The 17,254-nt window shown below is 65.2% G+C and carries 20 protein-coding genes; 10 read left to right on the top strand and 10 right to left on the bottom strand.

What is annotated here, in order from left to right; genetic code table 11:
• Positions 1–4: 4 nt before the first annotated feature.
• From AC6R19_RS12565 to hslV, 4 genes are all read right to left on the bottom strand, one after another.
• Positions 5–1,543, bottom strand: a complete 1,539-nt coding sequence (locus AC6R19_RS12565) for an alkaline phosphatase (protein ID WP_500580164.1) — start codon at positions 1,541–1,543, stop codon at positions 5–7.
• A gap of 87 nt (positions 1,544–1,630) precedes the next feature.
• Positions 1,631–2,008: a gamma-butyrobetaine hydroxylase family protein gene (locus AC6R19_RS12570; RefSeq protein ID WP_500580165.1), complete on the bottom strand. Its 378-nt coding sequence runs from the start codon at positions 2,006–2,008 to the stop codon at positions 1,631–1,633.
• Between the two features lie 74 nt (positions 2,009–2,082).
• The gene (gene hslU, locus AC6R19_RS12575) at positions 2,083–3,405 is read right to left on the bottom strand and encodes an ATP-dependent protease ATPase subunit HslU (protein WP_500580166.1); all 1,323 of its coding nucleotides are present in this window, start codon (positions 3,403–3,405) and stop codon (positions 2,083–2,085) included.
• Between the two features lie 158 nt (positions 3,406–3,563).
• A complete protein-coding gene (gene hslV / locus AC6R19_RS12580) occupies positions 3,564–4,103 on the bottom strand; it encodes an ATP-dependent protease subunit HslV (RefSeq protein WP_500580167.1) in 540 nt (179 codons plus the stop codon).
• 187 nt (positions 4,104–4,290) lie between these two features.
• On the opposite strand from hslV, the gene AC6R19_RS12585 reads away from it, so the two are divergent.
• Entirely contained in the window at positions 4,291–4,560 is a 270-nt protein-coding gene (locus AC6R19_RS12585) for a DUF2798 domain-containing protein (RefSeq protein ID WP_500580168.1), read from the top strand.
• Here AC6R19_RS12585 and AC6R19_RS12590 read toward each other — a convergent pair.
• The 4 genes from AC6R19_RS12590 to AC6R19_RS12605 form a co-directional block, all read right to left on the bottom strand.
• Positions 4,557–5,132 carry an SPOR domain-containing protein gene (locus AC6R19_RS12590; RefSeq protein WP_500580169.1) on the bottom strand — a complete coding sequence of 192 codons (576 nt, stop codon included), beginning with the start codon at positions 5,130–5,132 and terminating at the stop codon, positions 4,557–4,559. The genes AC6R19_RS12585 and AC6R19_RS12590 overlap by 4 nt on opposite strands.
• A gap of 32 nt (positions 5,133–5,164) precedes the next feature.
• Positions 5,165–5,422 (bottom strand): type II toxin-antitoxin system RelE family toxin, encoded by a 258-nt coding sequence (locus AC6R19_RS12595; RefSeq protein WP_500580170.1) that lies wholly within the window; start codon positions 5,420–5,422, stop codon positions 5,165–5,167.
• On the bottom strand, positions 5,409–5,642 hold the full coding sequence (locus tag AC6R19_RS12600) for an RH3 domain-containing protein (RefSeq protein WP_500580171.1): 234 nt from the start codon (positions 5,640–5,642) through the stop codon (positions 5,409–5,411). Before AC6R19_RS12600 ends, AC6R19_RS12595 begins: the two co-directional genes overlap by 14 nt.
• 72 nt (positions 5,643–5,714) lie before the next feature.
• Positions 5,715–7,964, bottom strand: a complete 2,250-nt coding sequence (locus AC6R19_RS12605) for a primosomal protein N' (protein WP_500580172.1) — start codon at positions 7,962–7,964, stop codon at positions 5,715–5,717.
• 265 nt (positions 7,965–8,229) lie between these two features.
• Between AC6R19_RS12605 and rpmE the strand changes: the two genes are divergently transcribed.
• The 8 genes from rpmE to AC6R19_RS12645 all read left to right on the top strand — a co-directional run bounded on the left by rpmE (position 8,230) and on the right by AC6R19_RS12645 (position 14,762).
• Positions 8,230–8,442, top strand: coding sequence for a 50S ribosomal protein L31 (gene rpmE / locus AC6R19_RS12610; RefSeq protein ID WP_500580173.1), 213 nt, complete (start codon positions 8,230–8,232; stop codon positions 8,440–8,442).
• A 383-nt stretch (positions 8,443–8,825) separates the two neighbouring features.
• Positions 8,826–10,079 carry a malic enzyme-like NAD(P)-binding protein gene (locus AC6R19_RS12615; protein ID WP_500580174.1) on the top strand — a complete coding sequence of 418 codons (1,254 nt, stop codon included), beginning with the start codon at positions 8,826–8,828 and terminating at the stop codon, positions 10,077–10,079.
• 106 nt (positions 10,080–10,185) lie between these two features.
• A complete protein-coding gene (locus AC6R19_RS12620; RefSeq protein ID WP_500580175.1) occupies positions 10,186–10,665 on the top strand; it encodes a hypothetical protein in 480 nt (159 codons plus the stop codon).
• A 108-nt stretch (positions 10,666–10,773) separates the two neighbouring features.
• The gene (gene gshA, locus AC6R19_RS12625; RefSeq protein WP_500580176.1) at positions 10,774–12,393 is read left to right on the top strand and encodes a glutamate--cysteine ligase; all 1,620 of its coding nucleotides are present in this window, start codon (positions 10,774–10,776) and stop codon (positions 12,391–12,393) included.
• 21 nt (positions 12,394–12,414) lie between these two features.
• Positions 12,415–13,011 (top strand): acyl carrier protein phosphodiesterase, encoded by a 597-nt coding sequence (locus AC6R19_RS12630; protein WP_500580177.1) that lies wholly within the window; start codon positions 12,415–12,417, stop codon positions 13,009–13,011.
• A 30-nt stretch (positions 13,012–13,041) separates the two neighbouring features.
• Entirely contained in the window at positions 13,042–13,533 is a 492-nt protein-coding gene (locus AC6R19_RS12635) for a disulfide bond formation protein B (RefSeq protein WP_500580178.1), read from the top strand.
• Positions 13,534–13,690: 157 nt separating this feature from the next.
• The gene (locus tag AC6R19_RS12640; RefSeq protein WP_500580179.1) at positions 13,691–14,077 is read left to right on the top strand and encodes a CidA/LrgA family protein; all 387 of its coding nucleotides are present in this window, start codon (positions 13,691–13,693) and stop codon (positions 14,075–14,077) included.
• Positions 14,070–14,762: an LrgB family protein gene (locus AC6R19_RS12645; protein ID WP_500580180.1), complete on the top strand. Its 693-nt coding sequence runs from the start codon at positions 14,070–14,072 to the stop codon at positions 14,760–14,762. Before AC6R19_RS12640 ends, AC6R19_RS12645 begins: the two co-directional genes overlap by 8 nt.
• A gap of 21 nt (positions 14,763–14,783) precedes the next feature.
• On the opposite strand, the gene AC6R19_RS12650 is transcribed toward AC6R19_RS12645, so the two are convergent.
• Positions 14,784–15,401 (bottom strand): FMN-binding negative transcriptional regulator, encoded by a 618-nt coding sequence (locus AC6R19_RS12650; protein WP_500580181.1) that lies wholly within the window; start codon positions 15,399–15,401, stop codon positions 14,784–14,786.
• A 187-nt stretch (positions 15,402–15,588) separates the two neighbouring features.
• Between AC6R19_RS12650 and rsd the strand changes: the two genes are divergently transcribed.
• Positions 15,589–16,056, top strand: a complete 468-nt coding sequence (gene rsd / locus AC6R19_RS12655) for a sigma D regulator (RefSeq protein ID WP_500580182.1) — start codon at positions 15,589–15,591, stop codon at positions 16,054–16,056.
• Between the two features lie 62 nt (positions 16,057–16,118).
• Here rsd and bamJ read toward each other — a convergent pair whose 3' ends face one another.
• Positions 16,119–16,910 carry a BamJ family beta-barrel-assembly machinery protein gene (bamJ, locus tag AC6R19_RS12660; protein WP_500580183.1) on the bottom strand — a complete coding sequence of 264 codons (792 nt, stop codon included), beginning with the start codon at positions 16,908–16,910 and terminating at the stop codon, positions 16,119–16,121.
• Between the last annotated feature and the right edge of the window lie 344 nt (positions 16,911–17,254).

A 17,254-nucleotide genomic window follows, 5' to 3' on the forward strand; every position in this document is an offset into this window, starting at 1 on the left:
CAAGTTATTCCGCTGTTACCGACAGGCCGGTGGCGCCGACCATCAGGTGAAATACCGCGCTCTGCTCCAGCGTGCCCTGCACCAGCTGTGCGCCAGCGCCGGTGGCGTGCAGGCTGATGTCTTCGCCGGCGTGGCTCTCGGAGCCCAGGGGTACCAGCGCCTCCTGGTGGAAGCCGGGTGCCTCTGTGTCCACGCCGCTCAGGTCCTTGCGCCCGCTATTCGTCGCTGTTGACGCGTAGATGGCGTCGGCGTCCGTCTCCGCGCCCAGGTCGGCAAAGCCGAAGCCGTTGGCGTAGGAGAGTGTGGTGTAGGGCCAGCCGTCCAGCGCTGCACCGGCCTCTGCCTGGGGCGCACCGCTGCTGTCGTTGGTGACCATCTTGCCGAGAATCGGGTTGCCGCGGGTCGGGTAGCCGGCGATGGTCATCACGTGGCTGTGGTCCGCGGTCACCAGGATCAGGGTGTCCTCCAGGTCGACTTTCTCCAGCGCGGCTTGCACCGCATCGGAGAAGGCGATGGCATCGTGCAGCGCGTTGTAGGCGTTGCCGGCGTGGTGGCCGTGGTCGATGCGGCCGGATTCCACCATCAGGAAGTAGCCGTCCTCGTTTTTCTGCAGCAGGTCGATGGCCGCGCTGGTCATCTCGGCGATACTCGGCTCGTCGGCGCCCTTTGCCACGCGATCCGCATCGTAACTCATATGGCTGCTGGTGAAGAGCCCCAGCAGCTTGTCGGTGGAAGCCAGGTCCAGCGCGGCCAGTTCGGAGCCGCTCTGCAGGTAGGCGGCCTGCTGCTCGCCGTCGTAGCGGTCCAGCCACTCGGCGGTGAGGTCGCGTCCGTCTTCGCGCTTGCCGCCGTTGTCGGCGGTGATGAAGTTGCGGCGACCACCGCCCAGGATCACGTCCAGGCCGTCGCCGGCTTGCAGTTCCACCAGCTGCGCGGCGATATCCACACAGTCGCCGTCGGCACTGTATTCCCAGTTGCGCTCCGGGCTGCGCGCGTAGGTGGCCGCCGGAGTGGCGTGGGTGATGCGGGCGGTGGAGACGATGCCGGTGGAGCGGCCGCGGCTCTCCATCAGCTCGAGGAAGGTGTTCAGCTCGTTGCCCTGGCTGGATGCGCAGTCCGCGCGCAACGTGTCACTGTCGATATTGATCACGCCGGCTTTGGTTTTCACCCCGGTCATCATCGCGGTCATGGTGCCGGCGGAGTCCGGGGTCTGCTGGTTGGTGTTGTAGGTCTTGATCAGGGCGCTGTGGGGAAATTCCTCGAAGGAAAGACTGTTTTCCTCGCCGCTCTCGCCGCGCAGCTGGCCCTCGAGAATGCGCGCCGCAGTCAGGGTGGAGACGCCCATGCCGTCGCCGACGAACAGTATTACGTTCTTCGCGGTTTTCTCACTGCGGGATTCCGCCGCCCTGGATTCGACCCGGCCGGCGCCGTCGGTGAACCAGGGGCTGTTGCTCTGGTAGTCCGGCAGTTCGGCGGCCTGGGCCGCGGGGACCAGGGGGAAAAGACAGGACGCAGCGAGTGCGCGGGCGAGTCGCTTTGCCATGGAGGGCCTCCGGTATGCATTTATTTGCCGCGCATTTAAGACCGGAAGTGTGACAGGGGAATTAACGCCAGATTAAATTCGTTTTTCTCAGCCGATGATTTTGACCGCGCTCTCGTCCGGATCGCGGCCCTTTCCCGCAGAGCGCAGGCGCTGCAGGTAGTCCTCCCAGTTGGCCGCGCGCTTTTCTCCCAGCTCGCGCAGGTAGTCCCAGGTGTAGATGCCGGTGTCGTGGCCGTCGTCGAAGACGATTTTCAGTGCGTAGCGGCCGGCGGTCTCGACGCTGTCGATGCCGACGTGCAGTTTGCCGCTGACCAGCACCGGTTCGCTCGCGCCGTGGCCGCGCACCTCGGCGCTGGGGGAGAAGACGCGCAGGTATTCGGCCGGCAGGGTGTATTCGGTATCGTCGAATACCAGCTGCAGGTTTTTTTCGGCGCGGTTTAGGCGGATTTTTTTGGGGGGCTTCATATTTATCGGATTTCGGGGCCGCTTCCGGCACCCTCTCCCGCAAGCGGGAGAGGGGAGAGTGGGGCGAAGGCGCGCTAAAGGATGAACCTGGACAGGTCTTCGTTCTGGCTCAGTTCACCCAGGTGGTCGTCCACATAGGCCGCGTCTATGGTGATCGATTTGCCGCTGTCGCCGGCGTCGAAGGAGATTTCCTCCAGCAGCCTTTCCAGCACAGTGTGCAGGCGGCGCGCGCCGATATTCTCGGTGCGCTCGTTCACGTCGAAGGCCACTTCGGCGATCCGGCGGATGCCGTCTTCGGAAAATTCCAGCTGGGTGCCCTCGGTGGCCAGCAGCGCCTTCTGCTGTTCGGTCAGCGACGCCTTGGGCTCGGTGAGGATGCGCTGGAAATCCCCGGAGGTGAGCGAGCTCAGTTCCACGCGGATCGGCAGGCGGCCCTGCAGTTCCGGGATCAGGTCCGACGGTTTGGACAGGTGGAAGGCGCCGGAGGCGATGAACAGGATATGGTCGGTCTTGATCATGCCGTACTTGGTGGAGATGGTGCAGCCCTCGATCAGCGGCAGCAGGTCGCGCTGCACGCCCTCGCGGGACACATCGGCGCCGCCGGTTTCCTGGCGCTTGGCCACCTTGTCGATCTCGTCGAGGAAGACGATGCCGTTCTGCTCCGCGGACTGGATGGCGCGCGCCTTCACTTCCTCGTCGTTGACCAGCTTGGCCGCCTCCTCGTCGGTGAGCTGCTTCAGCGCCTGCTTGACGGTGAGCTTGCGCTTCTTGGTCTTGCCCTGGGCCATGTTGGAGAAGATGCCCTGCAGCTGGTTGGTCATTTCCTCCATGCCGGGGGGCGCCATGATTTCCACCCCCATGGGTGCGGCGGAGACGTCCACTTCGATTTCCTTGTCGGCCAGTTGGCCCTCGCGCAGTTTCTTGCGGAACAGTTGGCGGGTGCTGGTATCCCGGTCGCCCGGTTCGGTGGAGCGGGCCGGCGGCAGCAGGGCGTCGAGGATGCGCTCCTCGGCGGCGTCCATCGCGCGCTGCTCGACACCGGCCATGGCCTTCTCGCGCTCGAGCTTCACGGCCATCTCCACCAGATCGCGCACTATGGATTCGACGTCGCGACCCACGTAGCCCACCTCGGTGAATTTGGTGGCTTCCACCTTGATAAAGGGGGCGCCGGCCAGCTTGGCCAGGCGGCGCGCAATCTCGGTCTTGCCGACGCCGGTGGGGCCGATCATGAGGATATTCTTCGGGGTGATTTCCGCGCGCAGGTCCTCGCTCACCTGCATGCGCCGCCAGCGGTTGCGCAGCGCAATGGCCACGGCGCGCTTGGCGTCCTGCTGGCCGACGATATGGCGGTCGAGTTCGTGGACGATTTCGCGGGGGGTCATTTGGGATTGGGACATGGGGATTCTCGTGTGTAAAACCGAAACTGATGCTGGCGCTACGCTGCTGTCCATCAGGTCCTCTGCGCTCGTCATACCGGCGAAGGCCGGTATCCAGCCCAGTGGCACCTGGATTCCGGCCTTCGCCGGAATGACAGAAGTGGTTCTTAGCCCGCTCCTCAGTAACTCAATTCTTCGATGGTGTGATTCTGGTTGGTGTAGACACAGATATCGCCGGCGATCTTCAGGCCCTGCTCGACGATGGCGCGCGCGTCCAGGTCGGTGTTGTCCAGCAGCGCGCGGGCGGCGGACTGGGCGAAGGGGCCGCCGGAACCGATGGCGATCAGGTCGTCTTCCGGCTGTATCACGTCGCCGTTGCCGGTGATGATCAGGCTGGCGGTGGCGTCGGCCACGGCCAGCAGGGCCTCGAGGCGGCGCAGGGCGCGGTCGGTGCGCCAGTCCTTGGCCAGCTCCACCGCGGCGCGGGTCAGCTGGCCGCCGTGGGCCTCCAGCTTGGCCTCGAAGCGCTCGAACAGGGTGAAGGCGTCGGCGGTGCCGCCGGCGAAACCGGCGATGACCTTGTTGTCGTGCAGGCGGCGCACCTTGCGGGCGTTGCCCTTCATGATGGTGTTGCCCATGGAGACCTGGCCGTCGCCGCCGATCACGACTTTGCCGTTGCGGCGGCAGGAGAGAATGGTGGTTCCGCGATACTGTTCCACGTAAACGCCTCGAAATTGCGTGTTGTGTCTGTAGGAGCGGCGGGGCGGAAGGCCGCCCATGGCCGCGATCGAGGGCCGGTGTTATCGGAAAGTCCGATCGCGGCCATGGGCCGCTCCTACAAGAGGGATTCGGTTGAGATTCAGTAAGTGAGGCCGGTGGGGCGGAATTTCAACCGGGATGGCTATAATGCGCGCTGCTGTAACCTGGCGGAGAATCGATTTGCCCTCCCTGTCCTCGCGCTACTACACCCTGGTATTCGCCCTGATCATGTCGTGCCTGATGTCGCTGCTGATGTCCGGGGTGATCACCTTTATCAACACCGGCCTGGATGCCGGCTTCCCGCTGCGCTGGCTGCGCGCCTGGGTGGTGGCCTGGATAGTGGCCTTCCCGCTGGTGTCGGTGATAGCGCCGCTGGCGCACCGGCTGACGCGCAGGCTGGTGAAGACTGAGAGCTAGCGCGCCGGGCGCTTCAGGACCAGCGGCATCAGCTTGTGGTCGGCGAGCACTTCGCGCGCCTTGGCCACCCGAGAGCGGCTGCCGTAGGGGCCGACCAGTACCCGGTGCCAGGTGCCGCGGCTGTCGCTCGCGGTTTCCACCTTGACGTCCAGGTTGGCCAGGGTGAGCTGGGCGCGCAGCCGCTCCGCCTCGGCGGCGTCGCGGAAGGAGGCGGCCTGGAGTATGTAGACCAGTGCCGGCTCGTCGCCGGCGGTATTCGCGCGCGTATTCTTTGATTCGGTATCGCTGGATTGGCGCCGCGCCGGCTGCGCGGTTTTGGGCGGCGGCACCGATACCTCGTTTTCCTGCAGCAGGGTGTAGAAGTCGAAGCGCGGCTGCTCCGGCTTGTCCTCCGCCTGCTTTGCCGGCGGCTGGCGCTTGGCGGTTGCGGCGGGCTTGCCGTCCTGCTTGAGGCCGTGCAGGAAGATCATGAAGACCACGAAACCGCCGACAAAATTGCCCAGGACGAACCAGACCCAGGCGGGCTTGCCCGAGGAACTGCTGCTGCGGCGGCTGGCGTTGCGACGGCTCATGAAACTCTCTTTTAAATCAGTTCTTTTTTGGATCAGTTATAGACGGCGGATCTGTGGGCGACCTTTATGACACAGACTACCAGCCTGTCGTCGACTATTTCATAAATGATGCGGTAATTTCCCTGCCGGACCCGATAGAGCTCCCGGCCGCTCAGCTTCTTGCAGCCTTCGCAGCGGGGGTTTTCCGCCAGCGCGTCTATGCGCTGCAAAATGCGCTTCACATCCCGGTTGGGAATGACCCGCAGATCTCTGGCGACGGACTTTTTGAAGGTAATTTTATAATTTGCCATGCTTCTTGAGGTCGTCGAGCAGGGCCTCGTAGGAAATCTCCGGCTCGGCAGCCCTGTCCGCATAGGCCTGCAGATCCTCCCGATCTTCCCGCATCAGCAGGCGCACGGCCTCGTCCACCAGCTCGGATAGCGACTGCTGGCTGGCAGCCGCCTTCAACTTCAGTGCCCGGTGGATGTCCGGGTCGAAATAGACCGTGGATCTCTTGGATAGATTGCTCATACCGCAACGCTCTTCGCGCCTCTATGTTGAAAGGCACTATAGCGTTGTGACGCTATAGCGTCAAAACGTCATTCAGGAAAGTTCCTGCGCATCCATATCCACCGCCCAGCGCAGGCGGCGGTTCCTGTAGCCCTCGGCCCACTGGCACAGGCGCGCCAGCAGCGGCTGCAATTGGCCGCGTTTCTCCGCGGTGACCTGCACATAGAAGCGGAAGCGGCCGGACTTGCGCTCCAGCAGCGCGGGTACCGGGCCGAGGTACGCCAGCTGCGGCGACGGCGGCGCCAGCGACTGCATATGCGCCCGCGCCGCCTCGAGGAATTCCTCCGCCCATTTCGGCTCCTCGCACTCGGCGCGCACCAGCGCCATGGCCCGCAGCGGTGGCAGCTGGGCCAGGGTGCGGTCGCGCAGCAGCTGGCGGGCGTAGGCGCCGTAGCCCTTCTCCAGCAGCAGCTGCAGCAGCGGGTGTTCCGGGTAGCGGCTCTGCACCAGCACCCGGCCGGGCAGGTCGCCGCGGCCGGCGCGGCCGGCCACCTGTTCCAGCAGCTGGCCGGTGCGCTCGGGGGCGCGGAAGTCGGCGCTGAAGAGGCCGCCGTCGGCGTCCTGGATCACCACCAGGGTGACCCGCGGCAGGTGGTGGCCCTTGGCCAGCATCTGGGTACCCAGCAACAGGCAGGGTTTGCCGTCCCGCGCCGGGGCCAGCAGCTTGTCCAGGGCCTGCTTGCTGGCGGTGGTGTCGCGGTCGACGCGGATCACCGGGTAGTCGGCGAAGCGCCGGGCGAGCAGTTCCTCGCTGCGCTCGGTGCCGCCGCCGAGGGCGCTGAGGGAGCGGCTGTGGCACTGGGGACAGCTGTCCACCAGCGGGCGGCGGTAGTCGCAGTGGTGGCAGCGCAGCTGGCGGCTGCGCCGGTGCATGGTCAGCTTGCTGGAACAGTGGGGGCAGTCGGCCAGCCAGCCGCAGTCGTCGCAGGCCAGGGTCGGGGCGAAGCCGCGGCGGTTGATAAACACCAGCGCCTGCTCGCCGCGGGCCAGGGTGTCGCCGATATGGCGCAGCACCTGGGGCGCGAAGCCCTCCTCCAGCTGCTGGCCGAGGGTCGGCACCACATGGATCTGCGGCGGGCGCGCATTGCCGGCGCGGTTCCTCAGGCGCAGGTGCTGGTAGCGGCCACTGAGGGCATTGTGCAGGCTTTCCAGGGACGGGGTCGCACTGCCCAGCAGCACCGGCACGCCGGCGTTGCGCCCCAGCACCATCGCCAGGTCGCGGGCTGAGTAGCGCACGCCGTCCTGCTGTTTGAAGGAGCCATCGTGCTCCTCGTCGACGATCACCGCACCGAGGCGGGGCAGGGGGGTGAGTATCGCGGAGCGGGTGCCTATGACGATATCCGCCTGGCCCGCGGCCGCGGACAGCCAGGCCTGGGCGCGCTCGCCCTCGGCCAGGCCGGAGTGCAGGGCGGCGATGCTGTGATCCGGGAAGCGCGCGGCGATGCGGCGCAGCGTCTGCGGGGTCAGGCCGATTTCCGGCACCAGCAGCAGGGCCTGCCGGCCGTCAGTGAGCACTCGCTCCATCAGACGCAGGTAGACCTCGGTCTTGCCGCTGCCGGTGGTGCCCTCGAGCAGGGAGGCGGAGAAGCGATCCGGCGGGATGGCGTCCAGCACCTGTTGCTGCTCTTTATTGGGCTCGGGCGGTGCCGTTGCCTCAGCCACGGGAATGGGAGGTGGGACTGTCGGGCCGGAGACCCACTCCACCAGGCCGCGATCCTGCAGCGCGCGTATGGTCGCGGTGGAGTGCTCCAGGGCTTTCAACTGGGTGCGGCTCTGGCGGCCGCGGCTCAGGAGCAGCTGCAGCAGGGCCTGCTGTTTGGGTGCCCTGGAGAGCGCGGACTCCGGCAGGCCCTTGCCCTCGGTGGTCAGCTGCAGCCACTGCTCGGCCCAGTGGTCCGCGGGTCTGCCCTTGCGCAGGGCGGCGGGCAGGGCGGCGGCGTAGAGTTCCCCCACCGGCGCCTGGTAGTAGTCGGCGGCCCAGTGCAGGAAATCGCGGCTGCGGCCGTCGAAGAGGGGCTCGCGGTCGATCAGTTCCAGCGCCGGCTTCAGCTGCGCGAGTGGGGACTCACTGACAGTATCCACCAGCACCGCCACCAACTTGCGCCCGCCGAAGGGCACCCAGAGGCGCTGGCCCGGCATCAGGCCGGCCGGATCCACGCCTTCCGGCGGCAGGTAGTCGAACAGGCGCCGCAGCGGTACCGGTACCGCCAGCCGCAGAATTGCCGGATTTGCGCCGTCGCTCGCCAAGTGCCCCCTCCCGTACTGCTGGATCAAGGGACGCATGATAGCGCAGTTGCCCTCTTCGCCACCCTCTCCCCCGGCCCCTCTCCCGCAAGCGGGAGAGGGGAGCTATTCGCTCCGGCTTCGCGGTAGAGTCCCCAGTCCCCGGTCCCCGGTCCCCGGTCCCGGCACATTATGCTTGAACCGCCGCGCTAATCTGATAGTATGCGCCGACTTTTTAAACAGCCCGGAGCCCCCGCGGTTCCTGCACCAACGACGACTCCGTGCCCGGCGACAGATCGGGTGGCGGATTCGAAAAGAGGCCATCATGAAAGCAGATATCCATCCGAATTACGCCGAAGTTACCGCCACCTGCTCCTGCGGCAACGTCATCAAGACCAAGTCCACCCTGGGCAAGGACATCCAGTTGGACGTGTGCTCCCAGTGCCACCCCTTCTATACCGGCAAGCAGCGCGAAGCGAGCACCGGCGGCCGCGTGGACCGCTTCAAGAAGCGTTTCGGCAGCCGTATCGCCAAGTAAGTCCGGCGCGCGCTTCAGGCGCAGTGCAACGACTTGGAAAAAGGTACCCTGGGTTTCCCTCGGTACCTTTTTTAATGCCTGGCTCCCGCTGACGGGGGATTTTGGCCAGCCGGACCGGCGCGATTGGCAAGGGGCGCAAATCGAGGTGAAAGGCTGGCTGACGGACCGAGGATCGAAATGCGCATCTCGCTTTCCACAAAATAAGCGCTTTTTTATTGCTGCCGACTCGCAATTGACCATCAAAATTAGTAGGAATTAGCGGTCCCGCTCGATTTTTGCGCTTGTGGCGACAGGGCGCTGTCGGTTATTCTCTCCGCCCCCCGCAGTAACCAGGGCGGAATCCGCAGAGACTCCCCCGCTGTATTCGAGAGACCATTTCCAAGATGACGGATTCATTGCGCCAGGCCGCGCTCGACTACCACGCGCTGCCGACCCCGGGCAAGCTTTCGGTAGAAGTGACCACTCCCGCCCAGACCCAGGAAGACCTTTCCCTGGCCTACAGCCCGGGCGTCGCCGAACCGGTGCGCGAAATCGCCAAGGATCCGGAGGCAGCCTACCTCTACACCGGCAAGGGCAACCTGGTGGCGGTGATCTCCAACGGCAGTGCCATCCTCGGCCTCGGCAACCTGGGGCCGCTGGCGTCCAAGCCGGTGATGGAGGGCAAGGCGCTGCTGTTCAAGCGCTTCGCCGGCATCAACTCGGTGGATATCGAGGTGGACAGCCCCAGCCCCGAGCGCTTCATCCAGACGGTATCCGATATCGCCAACACCTTCGGCGGCATCAACCTGGAGGACATCAAGGCGCCGGAGTGCTTCCACATCGAGGAGGCGCTGATCGAGCGCTGCCAGGTGCCGGTGTTCCACGACGACCAGCACGGCACCGCCATAGTCACCGTGGCCGGCATGCTCAACGCGCTGGAGATACAGGGCAAGAAGATCGGCGAAGTGCGCATGGTCTGCCTGGGCGCCGGCGCCGCCGCCACCGCCTGCTGCAAGCTGATGCTGGCCGCCGGCGCCAAGAAAGAGCAGATCACCATGCTCGACAGCCGCGGCGTGATCCACTCCGGGCGCACCGATATCAACGCCTACAAGGGCGAGTGGGCGCGCGACACAGAGATGCGCACCCTGGACGACGCCATCGAGGGCGCCGATGTGTTCCTCGGCGTGTCCGGCCCGGACCTGCTGTCCGCCGAGCAGCTGAAGCGCATGGCCCCGAAGCCGGTCGTCTTCGCCTGCTCCAACCCCAATCCGGAGATAGCCCCGGAGCTGGCCCACAGCGTGCGCGACGACCTGATCATGGCCACCGGCCGCTCGGACTACCCGAACCAGGTCAACAACGTGCTCTGTTTCCCGTTCATCTTCCGCGGCGCCCTGGACGTGCGCGCGACGCGTATCAACGAGGAGATGAAGCTGGCCGCCATCGAGGCCATCCGCAGGATCGCCCGCCTGCCGGTGCCGGATTCGGTGCGCGAGGGCTACGGCGGTGTCGAGCTGAGCTTCGGCCCCGACTACATACTGCCCAAGCCCACGGACCCGCGCCTGCTGCCGGAAGTGGCCGCGGCGGTGGCGCGCGCGGCGGTGGACAGCGGCGCGGCGCGGCTGCCCTATCCGCAGCACTACCCGCTGGCACCCCTTTAATTTGTTTGTAGGGGCGAACCTTGTGTTCGCCCCTACACATCCTTGAGCCACACAGCCGCCGTCGCTACACTGCCCCTCTGTCACAGCGTTAAAAGTCCCCTACCGCATGAGTCATGTCTACGTGCTGACCAACCAGCACAAGCAGTTCCTGAGCAAAAGCAACGAGTGGATCGACGGCCGCGACGCCAACCGGCTGTTTCGCAGCGAACACAAGGATGTCGCCATCAACCAGATGTTCGAAGCCAACACCCGCGATGTGAGCCTGCGCATCGAGCTGCTCGCCTGCGAACTGAACGCCAAGGGCCAGCCGCAGGTCCCCGAGGAGGCCCTGGGCGAAAGGGCGGTGCTCGCAGAGACCGCCCAGGGCGAGCCGGAGATTGAACCCGGCTCTCCCGAGGAAATGCCCCCCGAGAGCAACCCCGAAGTGGGCCCGGAAGAGGCTCCCGAAGTCGAACCGGAAGAGCCCCCGGAAGTCGAGCCCGGGGAGCCGCCGGAAATCGAGCCACAACAACCGGACGAACTGGAAGGGGACGAATCGAAAGCTGGGGCAGGCGAGGCGAAAGCCGCAGAGCGGGAAAGCGGTTGAGTTAGCCCCGGCCGCCCCCATATCGCCCGAATCGCGGCAGGTGCCTACAGCCCCACACAAGGTGCCGCCAGCCTCACGAAAAGGCGCCGGCAGTTCAAGGAGATTCGAGTGCCCACTTCCCACCTGGCCGCACTGGCCCAGCCCAACGCCGCGCTGGCACAACCAGAGACGCTGCAATTGTTGAAGGGCATTCGCCGCGGTATCGAGAAGGAGAGCCTGCGGGTCACTCCCGACGGCTCCCTGGCGCAGACACCCCACGGCCAGACCCTGGGTTCGGCCCTGACCCACGACTGCATCACCACCGACTTCTCCGAGGCGCTGCTGGAGTTCATCACTCCTCCAGTAGCCACGCCGGAGGAGGCGCTGGAGATACTCGACCGCATCCACCGCTACACCTACAGCCAGATCGGCGACGAGCGGCTGTGGGTCAACAGTATGCCCTGCCGCATCGGCACCGATGCGGACATACCGGTGGCCCGCTACGGCAGCTCCCACAGCGGCACCATGAAGACCGTCTACCGCCTGGGACTGGGACTGCGCTACGGCCGCGCCATGCAGACCATCGCCGGCATCCACTACAACTTCTCGGTGCCCGACGAACTTTGGAAGTGGCTGCACGAGCACGAGGGCAGCAGCGAGCCGCTGGGCGACTTCAAGACCCGCCGCTACTTCGACCTGATCCGCAATTTCCGCCGTCACTACTGGCTGCTGATCTACCTGTTCGGCGCGGCGCCGGCGGTGTGCGGCTCCTTCGTCGAGGGCCGCGAGCACAGCCTGGAGCCTTTTGACGGCAACGGCCGCACCCTGCACGCGCCCTACGCCACCTCACTGCGCATGGGCGACCTGGGTTACAACAGCGACGCGCAGCAGTCGCTGATCGTCTGCTACAACGACCTGCCCAGTTACCTCTCCACTCTCTGCTCCGCCATCAGCCGCCCCTACGGCCCCTATCACGAACTGGGCACCAAAGACGCGGACGGCAACTACCAGCAGCTCTCCACCGGCCTGCTGCAGATCGAGAACGAATTCTACTCGCCGATCCGGCCGAAGAACCCGGCCAAGATGGGCGAGACGGCGCTGTCGGCGCTGGACAACCGCGGGGTGGAATACATCGAGGTGCGCTGCCTCGACCTGAACCCCTTCTCGCCGCTGGGCATAGACGCGCCGCAGATGCGCTTTCTCGACAGCTTCCTGCTGCACTGCCTGCTGGAGAAGAGCCCCAAGACCGACGACGCCGACTACCGCGCGGTGCAGGAAAACCAGAACCGCATCGTCTACCGCGGCCGCGACCCGGAGCTGCAGCTGATCAACCTGCCCCAGAACGGCGGCGGCGGCGAAATCAGGCTGACCGACTGGGCCGCGCGCCTGCTGGACGAAATGGCCCCCATAGCCGCGCTGCTCGACAGTGCCTGGGGCGGCGACAGCTATCGCCGCGCGCTGCAGGGCCAGCGCGCCAAGGTCGCGGGCACCGCGCCGACCCCGGCGGCGCACATCCTGGCGGAAATGCGCGAGCGCGGGCAGGGCTTCTTCCAGTGGGCCTCCGACAAGGCCGAGCAGCACCGCCGCTACTTTGTCGAGCGGCCCCTGGACGCGGAAACCCAGCGCCACTTCGCGCGGCTGGCCGAGGAATCGCTGCAGAAGCAGCAGCTGGTGGAAGAGGCGGACCGGGGAACTTTCGAGGATTTTCTCGGCCATTACTATGCGCAGTACATCTTTTGCCAGAGGTAGCACGCACCGAAGTGAGTCACCATGAACTATCTAGCCCACCTGCTGCTCTCCGGCCCCGACCCGGACTGGCGCCTGGGCGGGCTGCTGGGGGACTTCGTCAAGGGCCCGCTGACCGGAGAGCGGCCGGCGGCGATAGAGGCGGGCATCCGCCTGCACCGGCGCATTGACGCCAGCACCGACGACCACCCCGCCTACCGCGATTCCCTGGTATTACTGCACCCCCGCTGGCGGCGCTACGCGGGCATAGTGCTGGATATCTGGTTCGACCACCTGCTCAGCCGCCAGTGGTCCCGCTGGCATTCGCAGCCGCTGGAGGATTTCTGTGACCAATGCTGGCGGGACTTTCACGCCCGCAGCCGGTATATTCCGCCCCGCGCCCGGGCGTTTATGCAGCGCGCCGAGCAGTTCCAGCTGCTCGAGAGTTACCGCGATGAGCAGGTGATAGCGCGCACCCTGGAGCGGGTCGGCCAGCGGCTGCGCCGGCCGGTGCCGCTGCACGAGGCGCTGCCCGAACTGGTTGCCGCCGCGGACACACTGGAACACAACTTCGAGAAATTGTTTGCCGACTTGCAGCACGAGGCCGCCCGGTTTCGACAGCACGAATTACCGAAAAAGTAGCAGCGAATAAATAGCAGGACCCGATAAACCATGAGTCTACCCAACCCGCGCATTACGTTTTTGCTGGTTTTCCTCGCCGTCGTCTTTCTGCTGGGCGCCGCCTTTTACCTCGAGTATGTGAAGGGACTGGAACCCTGCCCGCTGTGTATCACCCAGCGGGTGATGCTGCTGGGAGTCGGCCTGGTATCGCTGATCGCCTTCCTGCACAACCCGGCCACCATCGGCCGGCGCGTCTACGGACTGCTGGTTTCCCTGTGGGCCATGGGTGGCCTGTATTTCTCCGGCCGCCAGCTGTGGTTGCAGAGCCTGCCGGAGGACCAGGTGCCGGCCTGCGGCCCGGGCATCACCTATATGCTGGACGCCTTCCCGATGGCGGAAGTGATCAAGACACTGCTGACCGGCGACGGCAACTGCGCGGAAGTGCAGTGGACCTGGCTGGGCCTCAGCATCCCCGGCTGGGCCGCGGTGGGCTTCGCCGGGCTGATCGTGTTCGGGGGCTGGCAGGCATTCCGCAAGCACTGAACCAACTCGATGCGAGGTCCTCCTGCCGGTGGCCGCCAGGGAAAAGCGCCTGCGCTGGTAAACAGACCGATGAGGTTTTTTGCCAGGCGGCCACCGGCAGGAGGCCGTTCGGAGCCCTTAACTTAGTCCACTGAGAAATCTGTTTGCCCCACCCTGAATGGACTCTCTTCGACAGATAGCGCACTGGCTCGGCGGCGCGGCACTACTGCTGGGCTGCGAATTCGCCGGGCGCAAAATCAGCGCGGCCCTCTCGCTGCCGGTGCCCGGCTCGGTGCTGGGCATGCTGCTGTTGCTGCTCGGCCTGATGATCTACGGCGGCGTGCCCCGCGGCCTGGAGAAAGTCAGCGGGCAGCTGCTGCGCCTGCTGGCGCTGCTGTTCCTGCCCGCGGCAGTGGGCGTCTTCTACCTGCGCGACCTGTCCGCGCTGGACTGGCTGGGGCTGCTCGCCGCCACCGTCTTCGGCACACTACTGAGCCTGGTTCTCTGCGCGCTGCTGCTGAAGAAACTGCTGGGCAAAAACGGCGGGGAGGTTTCCGGTGACTGAGCTGCTGCAGAGCCCGCTGTTTGTGCTGCCGCTGAATCTCTGCGCCTTCCTGCTCGGCGTCGCCATCTATCGCCGCAGCGGCACGGCGCTACTGCACCCGATCGTCGGCGCCGGGCTGATTGTGGCCGCCGCCCTGTGGAGCCTGGATATCCCCTACCGGGACTACCAGCAATCCAGCGGACTCCTGTACGCGCTGCTGGGGCCGGCGGTGGTCGCGCTGGCGGTGCCACTGAAACAGAACCTGGCCATTATCCGCCGCAACCCCTGGCCGCTGGCGGTGACCATCGCGGTAGGCGCGCTGCTGGCGCCGGTGGTGGCGGTGGTGATTGCTTTTCTGCTCGGCGCCGCCGAGCCGGTATTGCTGGCACTTACCGGCAAGTCCATCACCACACCCATCGCCCTGGCGCTGGCGGAAAAGACCCGCGCGGCCCAGAGCCTCACCGCGGGCATCGTGGTGTTTACCGGCGTGGTGGGTGCGGTGTTCGGGCCGCCGCTGCTCGCGCGGCTGAAGATCGACGACCACCGCATCATCGGCCTGGCGCTGGGCATCAACGCCCACGCGGTAGGCACCGCCCGCGCCCTGGAAATCAGCGCCCTCTGCGGCGCCTTCGCCGCCCTGGCCATGGGCCTGTGCGGCGCGCTGACGGCACTGGTGCTGCCGCTGCTGGTCGGCGCGCCCGGCTGATGGGCCGACGCCGCAGCGCGTTCAGATTCCAGCCACCAGCGCCGCCATGGCGAGATCACCTCCCCGGCCGCGCTCGCGCAGACCGCGGACAACGGCAGCACGGGTTTCCGCGTTCTGGTTCTGGCTCACTTTCCACTTGCCCTCGAGCGTTTCGATCGGCAGCTCCACGCCGACGATGGCCGCCCTGAGTTTCTCGACAAAAGCGGCCGGCGCATCCTCTAGCGCCCAGGGGATGGGGGAGTCCTTCTCCTCCTGCTCCGTCAACGCGCGCAGCTGCGCCATCAGCCAGTCGGGATCGTCCACCAGCCGCAACGGTCCGCCGACGTGTACGGCAGTGTAGTTCCAGGTGGGTACAACCTTGCCATGCTGGGCTTTGGCCGGGTACCAGCCCGGTGAGATATAGCTGTCCGCACCGCTGAACACTGCCAGCGCGGGCACACCATCCCCACACTGCGCCAACGGGTTGACCCGCGCGATATGGCCGCGCAGCACCCTGCTGCCGGCATCCAGCACCATCGGTATATGATCGACACGCAGGTTTTCACCGCCACCGGTGACCAGGGTGGCCAGCGGGTTTGCGCAAATCAGCCGGAAAAGGGTGTCCGTATCGTCGTTTTGAAAATACTTGGGGGGGTACATCGGTCGCTCCGCTACGACTGCACTGGGAGCACCGCATAATATCCAGCGGCATTTTGGCGTGCAATGCGCTGCTGTTCTTGCCCGCGGCGGGGGAATCTCCTATCTTGCCATAAGGGCATATGAACGCCTGTAAGAACAAATGACTGTTCTGAAGAAAGCGGTAACAGTAACAAAAGGAAGCCTGGAGATGCTGGAAAATTGTAAGTCGGCGCGGGAGCGTTGGGGCGGCGTGAGCGAGATCATCGATCGCTGGCTGCAGTCGCGGCAGTCGTTGCTGGTGCGCTTCTGCGGCCTGTCAGAGAAAAAAGCGTTTTCCGAGGGGGACGCGGAAACCGAGGACAGCCTGCGCCAGCTGTGCCAGCAGCTGGTGGATTATGTCTCCGCCGGCCACTTCGAGGTCTACGAACAGCTTATCCGCGAGGGCCAGGCGTTTGACGACAAACAGGGCCTGGAGCAGGCCCGCCAGCTCTACAGGGAAATCGACGAGACCACCGACATAGCGGTGGATTTCAACGATAAGTACCAGGAGACCGACGATCTCTCCAGCCTGGTGCGGGACCTTTCACAACTGGGCGAGGCGCTGGAAACCCGCTTCAGTTCCGAAGACCAGATGATCGCGCTGCTACATACGGCGCACAAGAACCAGCTGGCCTGACACATGAAACAGAAAGGGCGATCCGAGGATCGCCCTTTCTTTTACGGCCGCGAGGAAACCGCTTATTCCTGCTCGGCCTCTTCCTGCTTCTCTTCTTTCTTTTCGCCCTCTTCGCCGCTGCCCACATTGGCCTTGTGCAGCTCCACCTCGAAAATCAGTGTCGCGTTGGGGCCGATCAGGCCGCCGGCGCCGCCCGGGCCGTAGGCCAGGTCGGAGGGGATATACAGCTCCCACTTGGCGCCTTCTTTCATCAACTGCAGGGCCTCGGTCCAGCCCTTGATCACGCCGCCCACCGGGAACTGCACCGGCTCGCCGCGGGCGTAGGAGCTGTCGAACTCGGTACCGTCGATCAGGGTGCCCTTGTAGTCTACTTCTACGGTGCTGTCGGCGCTGGGGGTATCGCCGCTGCCCTCGGTAATGACCTTGTACTGCAGGCCGGACTCAGTGGTGACCACACCCTCTTTCTTGGCGTTTTCCTCGAGGAATGCCTTGCCTTCGGCGAGGTTCTTCTCGGCCTGTGCCTTGAACTCCTCCTCCTGCTTGGCCAGCATCTCCTGCTGCTTGGCCTGCATCTTCTCCTGGAAGACGGCGATGACCTGCTGCTTGTCTTCGTCGGACAGGCGCGACTCGCGCCCCTGGGCCACGTCGTCGAGGGCCATCAGCACCACCTGCGAATCCAGCTCCACACCCTGGGATTCCAAGCGCTTGGCCATGTCCTCGGCAATGATGTAGCTGACCTTCTTCTCCTGGGTGTCCAGGGTGACCTCGGCGGCCTCTTGTTTGGATTCCTGTTTGTTACAGCCGGCCAGCGCGAGGCCCAGGGCAACTGCTGCAGCCAAAGGATATTTATTCATGAGAGTTGTCTCTTTGTCCGTATGTGTTGTCGATTCGCGCCCGGCCTGCGGGCCAACCTTTGCGACTCCTGAAGCGGCTTTTCAGGCATTTCCGGGCAGAAGCTGTCCGCCCGCCCCCAATGCCGATCGCCAGCGCCCAGCAAGTCTAACCCATGGCGACTCGCGGTGCATACCGACGGAATTCACATATCCGGGGCATCACATTTGCGCGATAGTTCCCCAGTGAAACAACAAAATTTGCGGACAGGCACTTTTTTTCCGCGGTTGCGGCATACATTTTTCAAGAAAACAGCGCTATTATCGGTCTTCCACCGGTTGTTGCCGCGGAATTTTCAGGGGTGGTC

It is taken from the genome of Microbulbifer sp. SE14 (assembly GCF_059834885.1).

What these genes read in the sequence shown, in the direction of transcription:
- AC6R19_RS12590 (WP_500580169.1), bottom strand. Translation starts at nt 5,132, where the DNA reads ATGAGCCGTCGCAACGCCAGCCGCCGCAGCAGCAGTTCCTCGGGCAAG.
- AC6R19_RS12620 (WP_500580175.1), top strand. Translation starts at nt 10,186, where the DNA reads ATGAGTCATGTCTACGTGCTGACCAACCAGCACAAGCAGTTCCTGAGC.
- AC6R19_RS12600 (WP_500580171.1), bottom strand. Translation starts at nt 5,642, where the DNA reads ATGAGCAATCTATCCAAGAGATCCACGGTCTATTTCGACCCGGACATC.
- AC6R19_RS12630 (WP_500580177.1), top strand. Translation starts at nt 12,415, where the DNA reads ATGAACTATCTAGCCCACCTGCTGCTCTCCGGCCCCGACCCGGACTGG.
- hslU (WP_500580166.1), bottom strand. Translation starts at nt 3,405, where the DNA reads ATGTCCCAATCCCAAATGACCCCCCGCGAAATCGTCCACGAACTCGAC.
- AC6R19_RS12640 (WP_500580179.1), top strand. Translation starts at nt 13,691, where the DNA reads ATGGACTCTCTTCGACAGATAGCGCACTGGCTCGGCGGCGCGGCACTA.
- AC6R19_RS12650 (WP_500580181.1), bottom strand. Translation starts at nt 15,401, where the DNA reads ATGTACCCCCCCAAGTATTTTCAAAACGACGATACGGACACCCTTTTC.
- bamJ (WP_500580183.1), bottom strand. Translation starts at nt 16,910, where the DNA reads ATGAATAAATATCCTTTGGCTGCAGCAGTTGCCCTGGGCCTCGCGCTG.
- AC6R19_RS12585 (WP_500580168.1), top strand. Translation starts at nt 4,291, where the DNA reads ATGCGCGCTGCTGTAACCTGGCGGAGAATCGATTTGCCCTCCCTGTCC.
- AC6R19_RS12635 (WP_500580178.1), top strand. Translation starts at nt 13,042, where the DNA reads ATGAGTCTACCCAACCCGCGCATTACGTTTTTGCTGGTTTTCCTCGCC.
- AC6R19_RS12605 (WP_500580172.1), bottom strand. Translation starts at nt 7,964, where the DNA reads ATGCGTCCCTTGATCCAGCAGTACGGGAGGGGGCACTTGGCGAGCGAC.
- rpmE (WP_500580173.1), top strand. Translation starts at nt 8,230, where the DNA reads ATGAAAGCAGATATCCATCCGAATTACGCCGAAGTTACCGCCACCTGC.
- AC6R19_RS12565 (WP_500580164.1), bottom strand. Translation starts at nt 1,543, where the DNA reads ATGGCAAAGCGACTCGCCCGCGCACTCGCTGCGTCCTGTCTTTTCCCC.
- AC6R19_RS12595 (WP_500580170.1), bottom strand. Translation starts at nt 5,422, where the DNA reads ATGGCAAATTATAAAATTACCTTCAAAAAGTCCGTCGCCAGAGATCTG.
- AC6R19_RS12570 (WP_500580165.1), bottom strand. Translation starts at nt 2,008, where the DNA reads ATGAAGCCCCCCAAAAAAATCCGCCTAAACCGCGCCGAAAAAAACCTG.
- AC6R19_RS12615 (WP_500580174.1), top strand. Translation starts at nt 8,826, where the DNA reads ATGACGGATTCATTGCGCCAGGCCGCGCTCGACTACCACGCGCTGCCG.
- rsd (WP_500580182.1), top strand. Translation starts at nt 15,589, where the DNA reads ATGCTGGAAAATTGTAAGTCGGCGCGGGAGCGTTGGGGCGGCGTGAGC.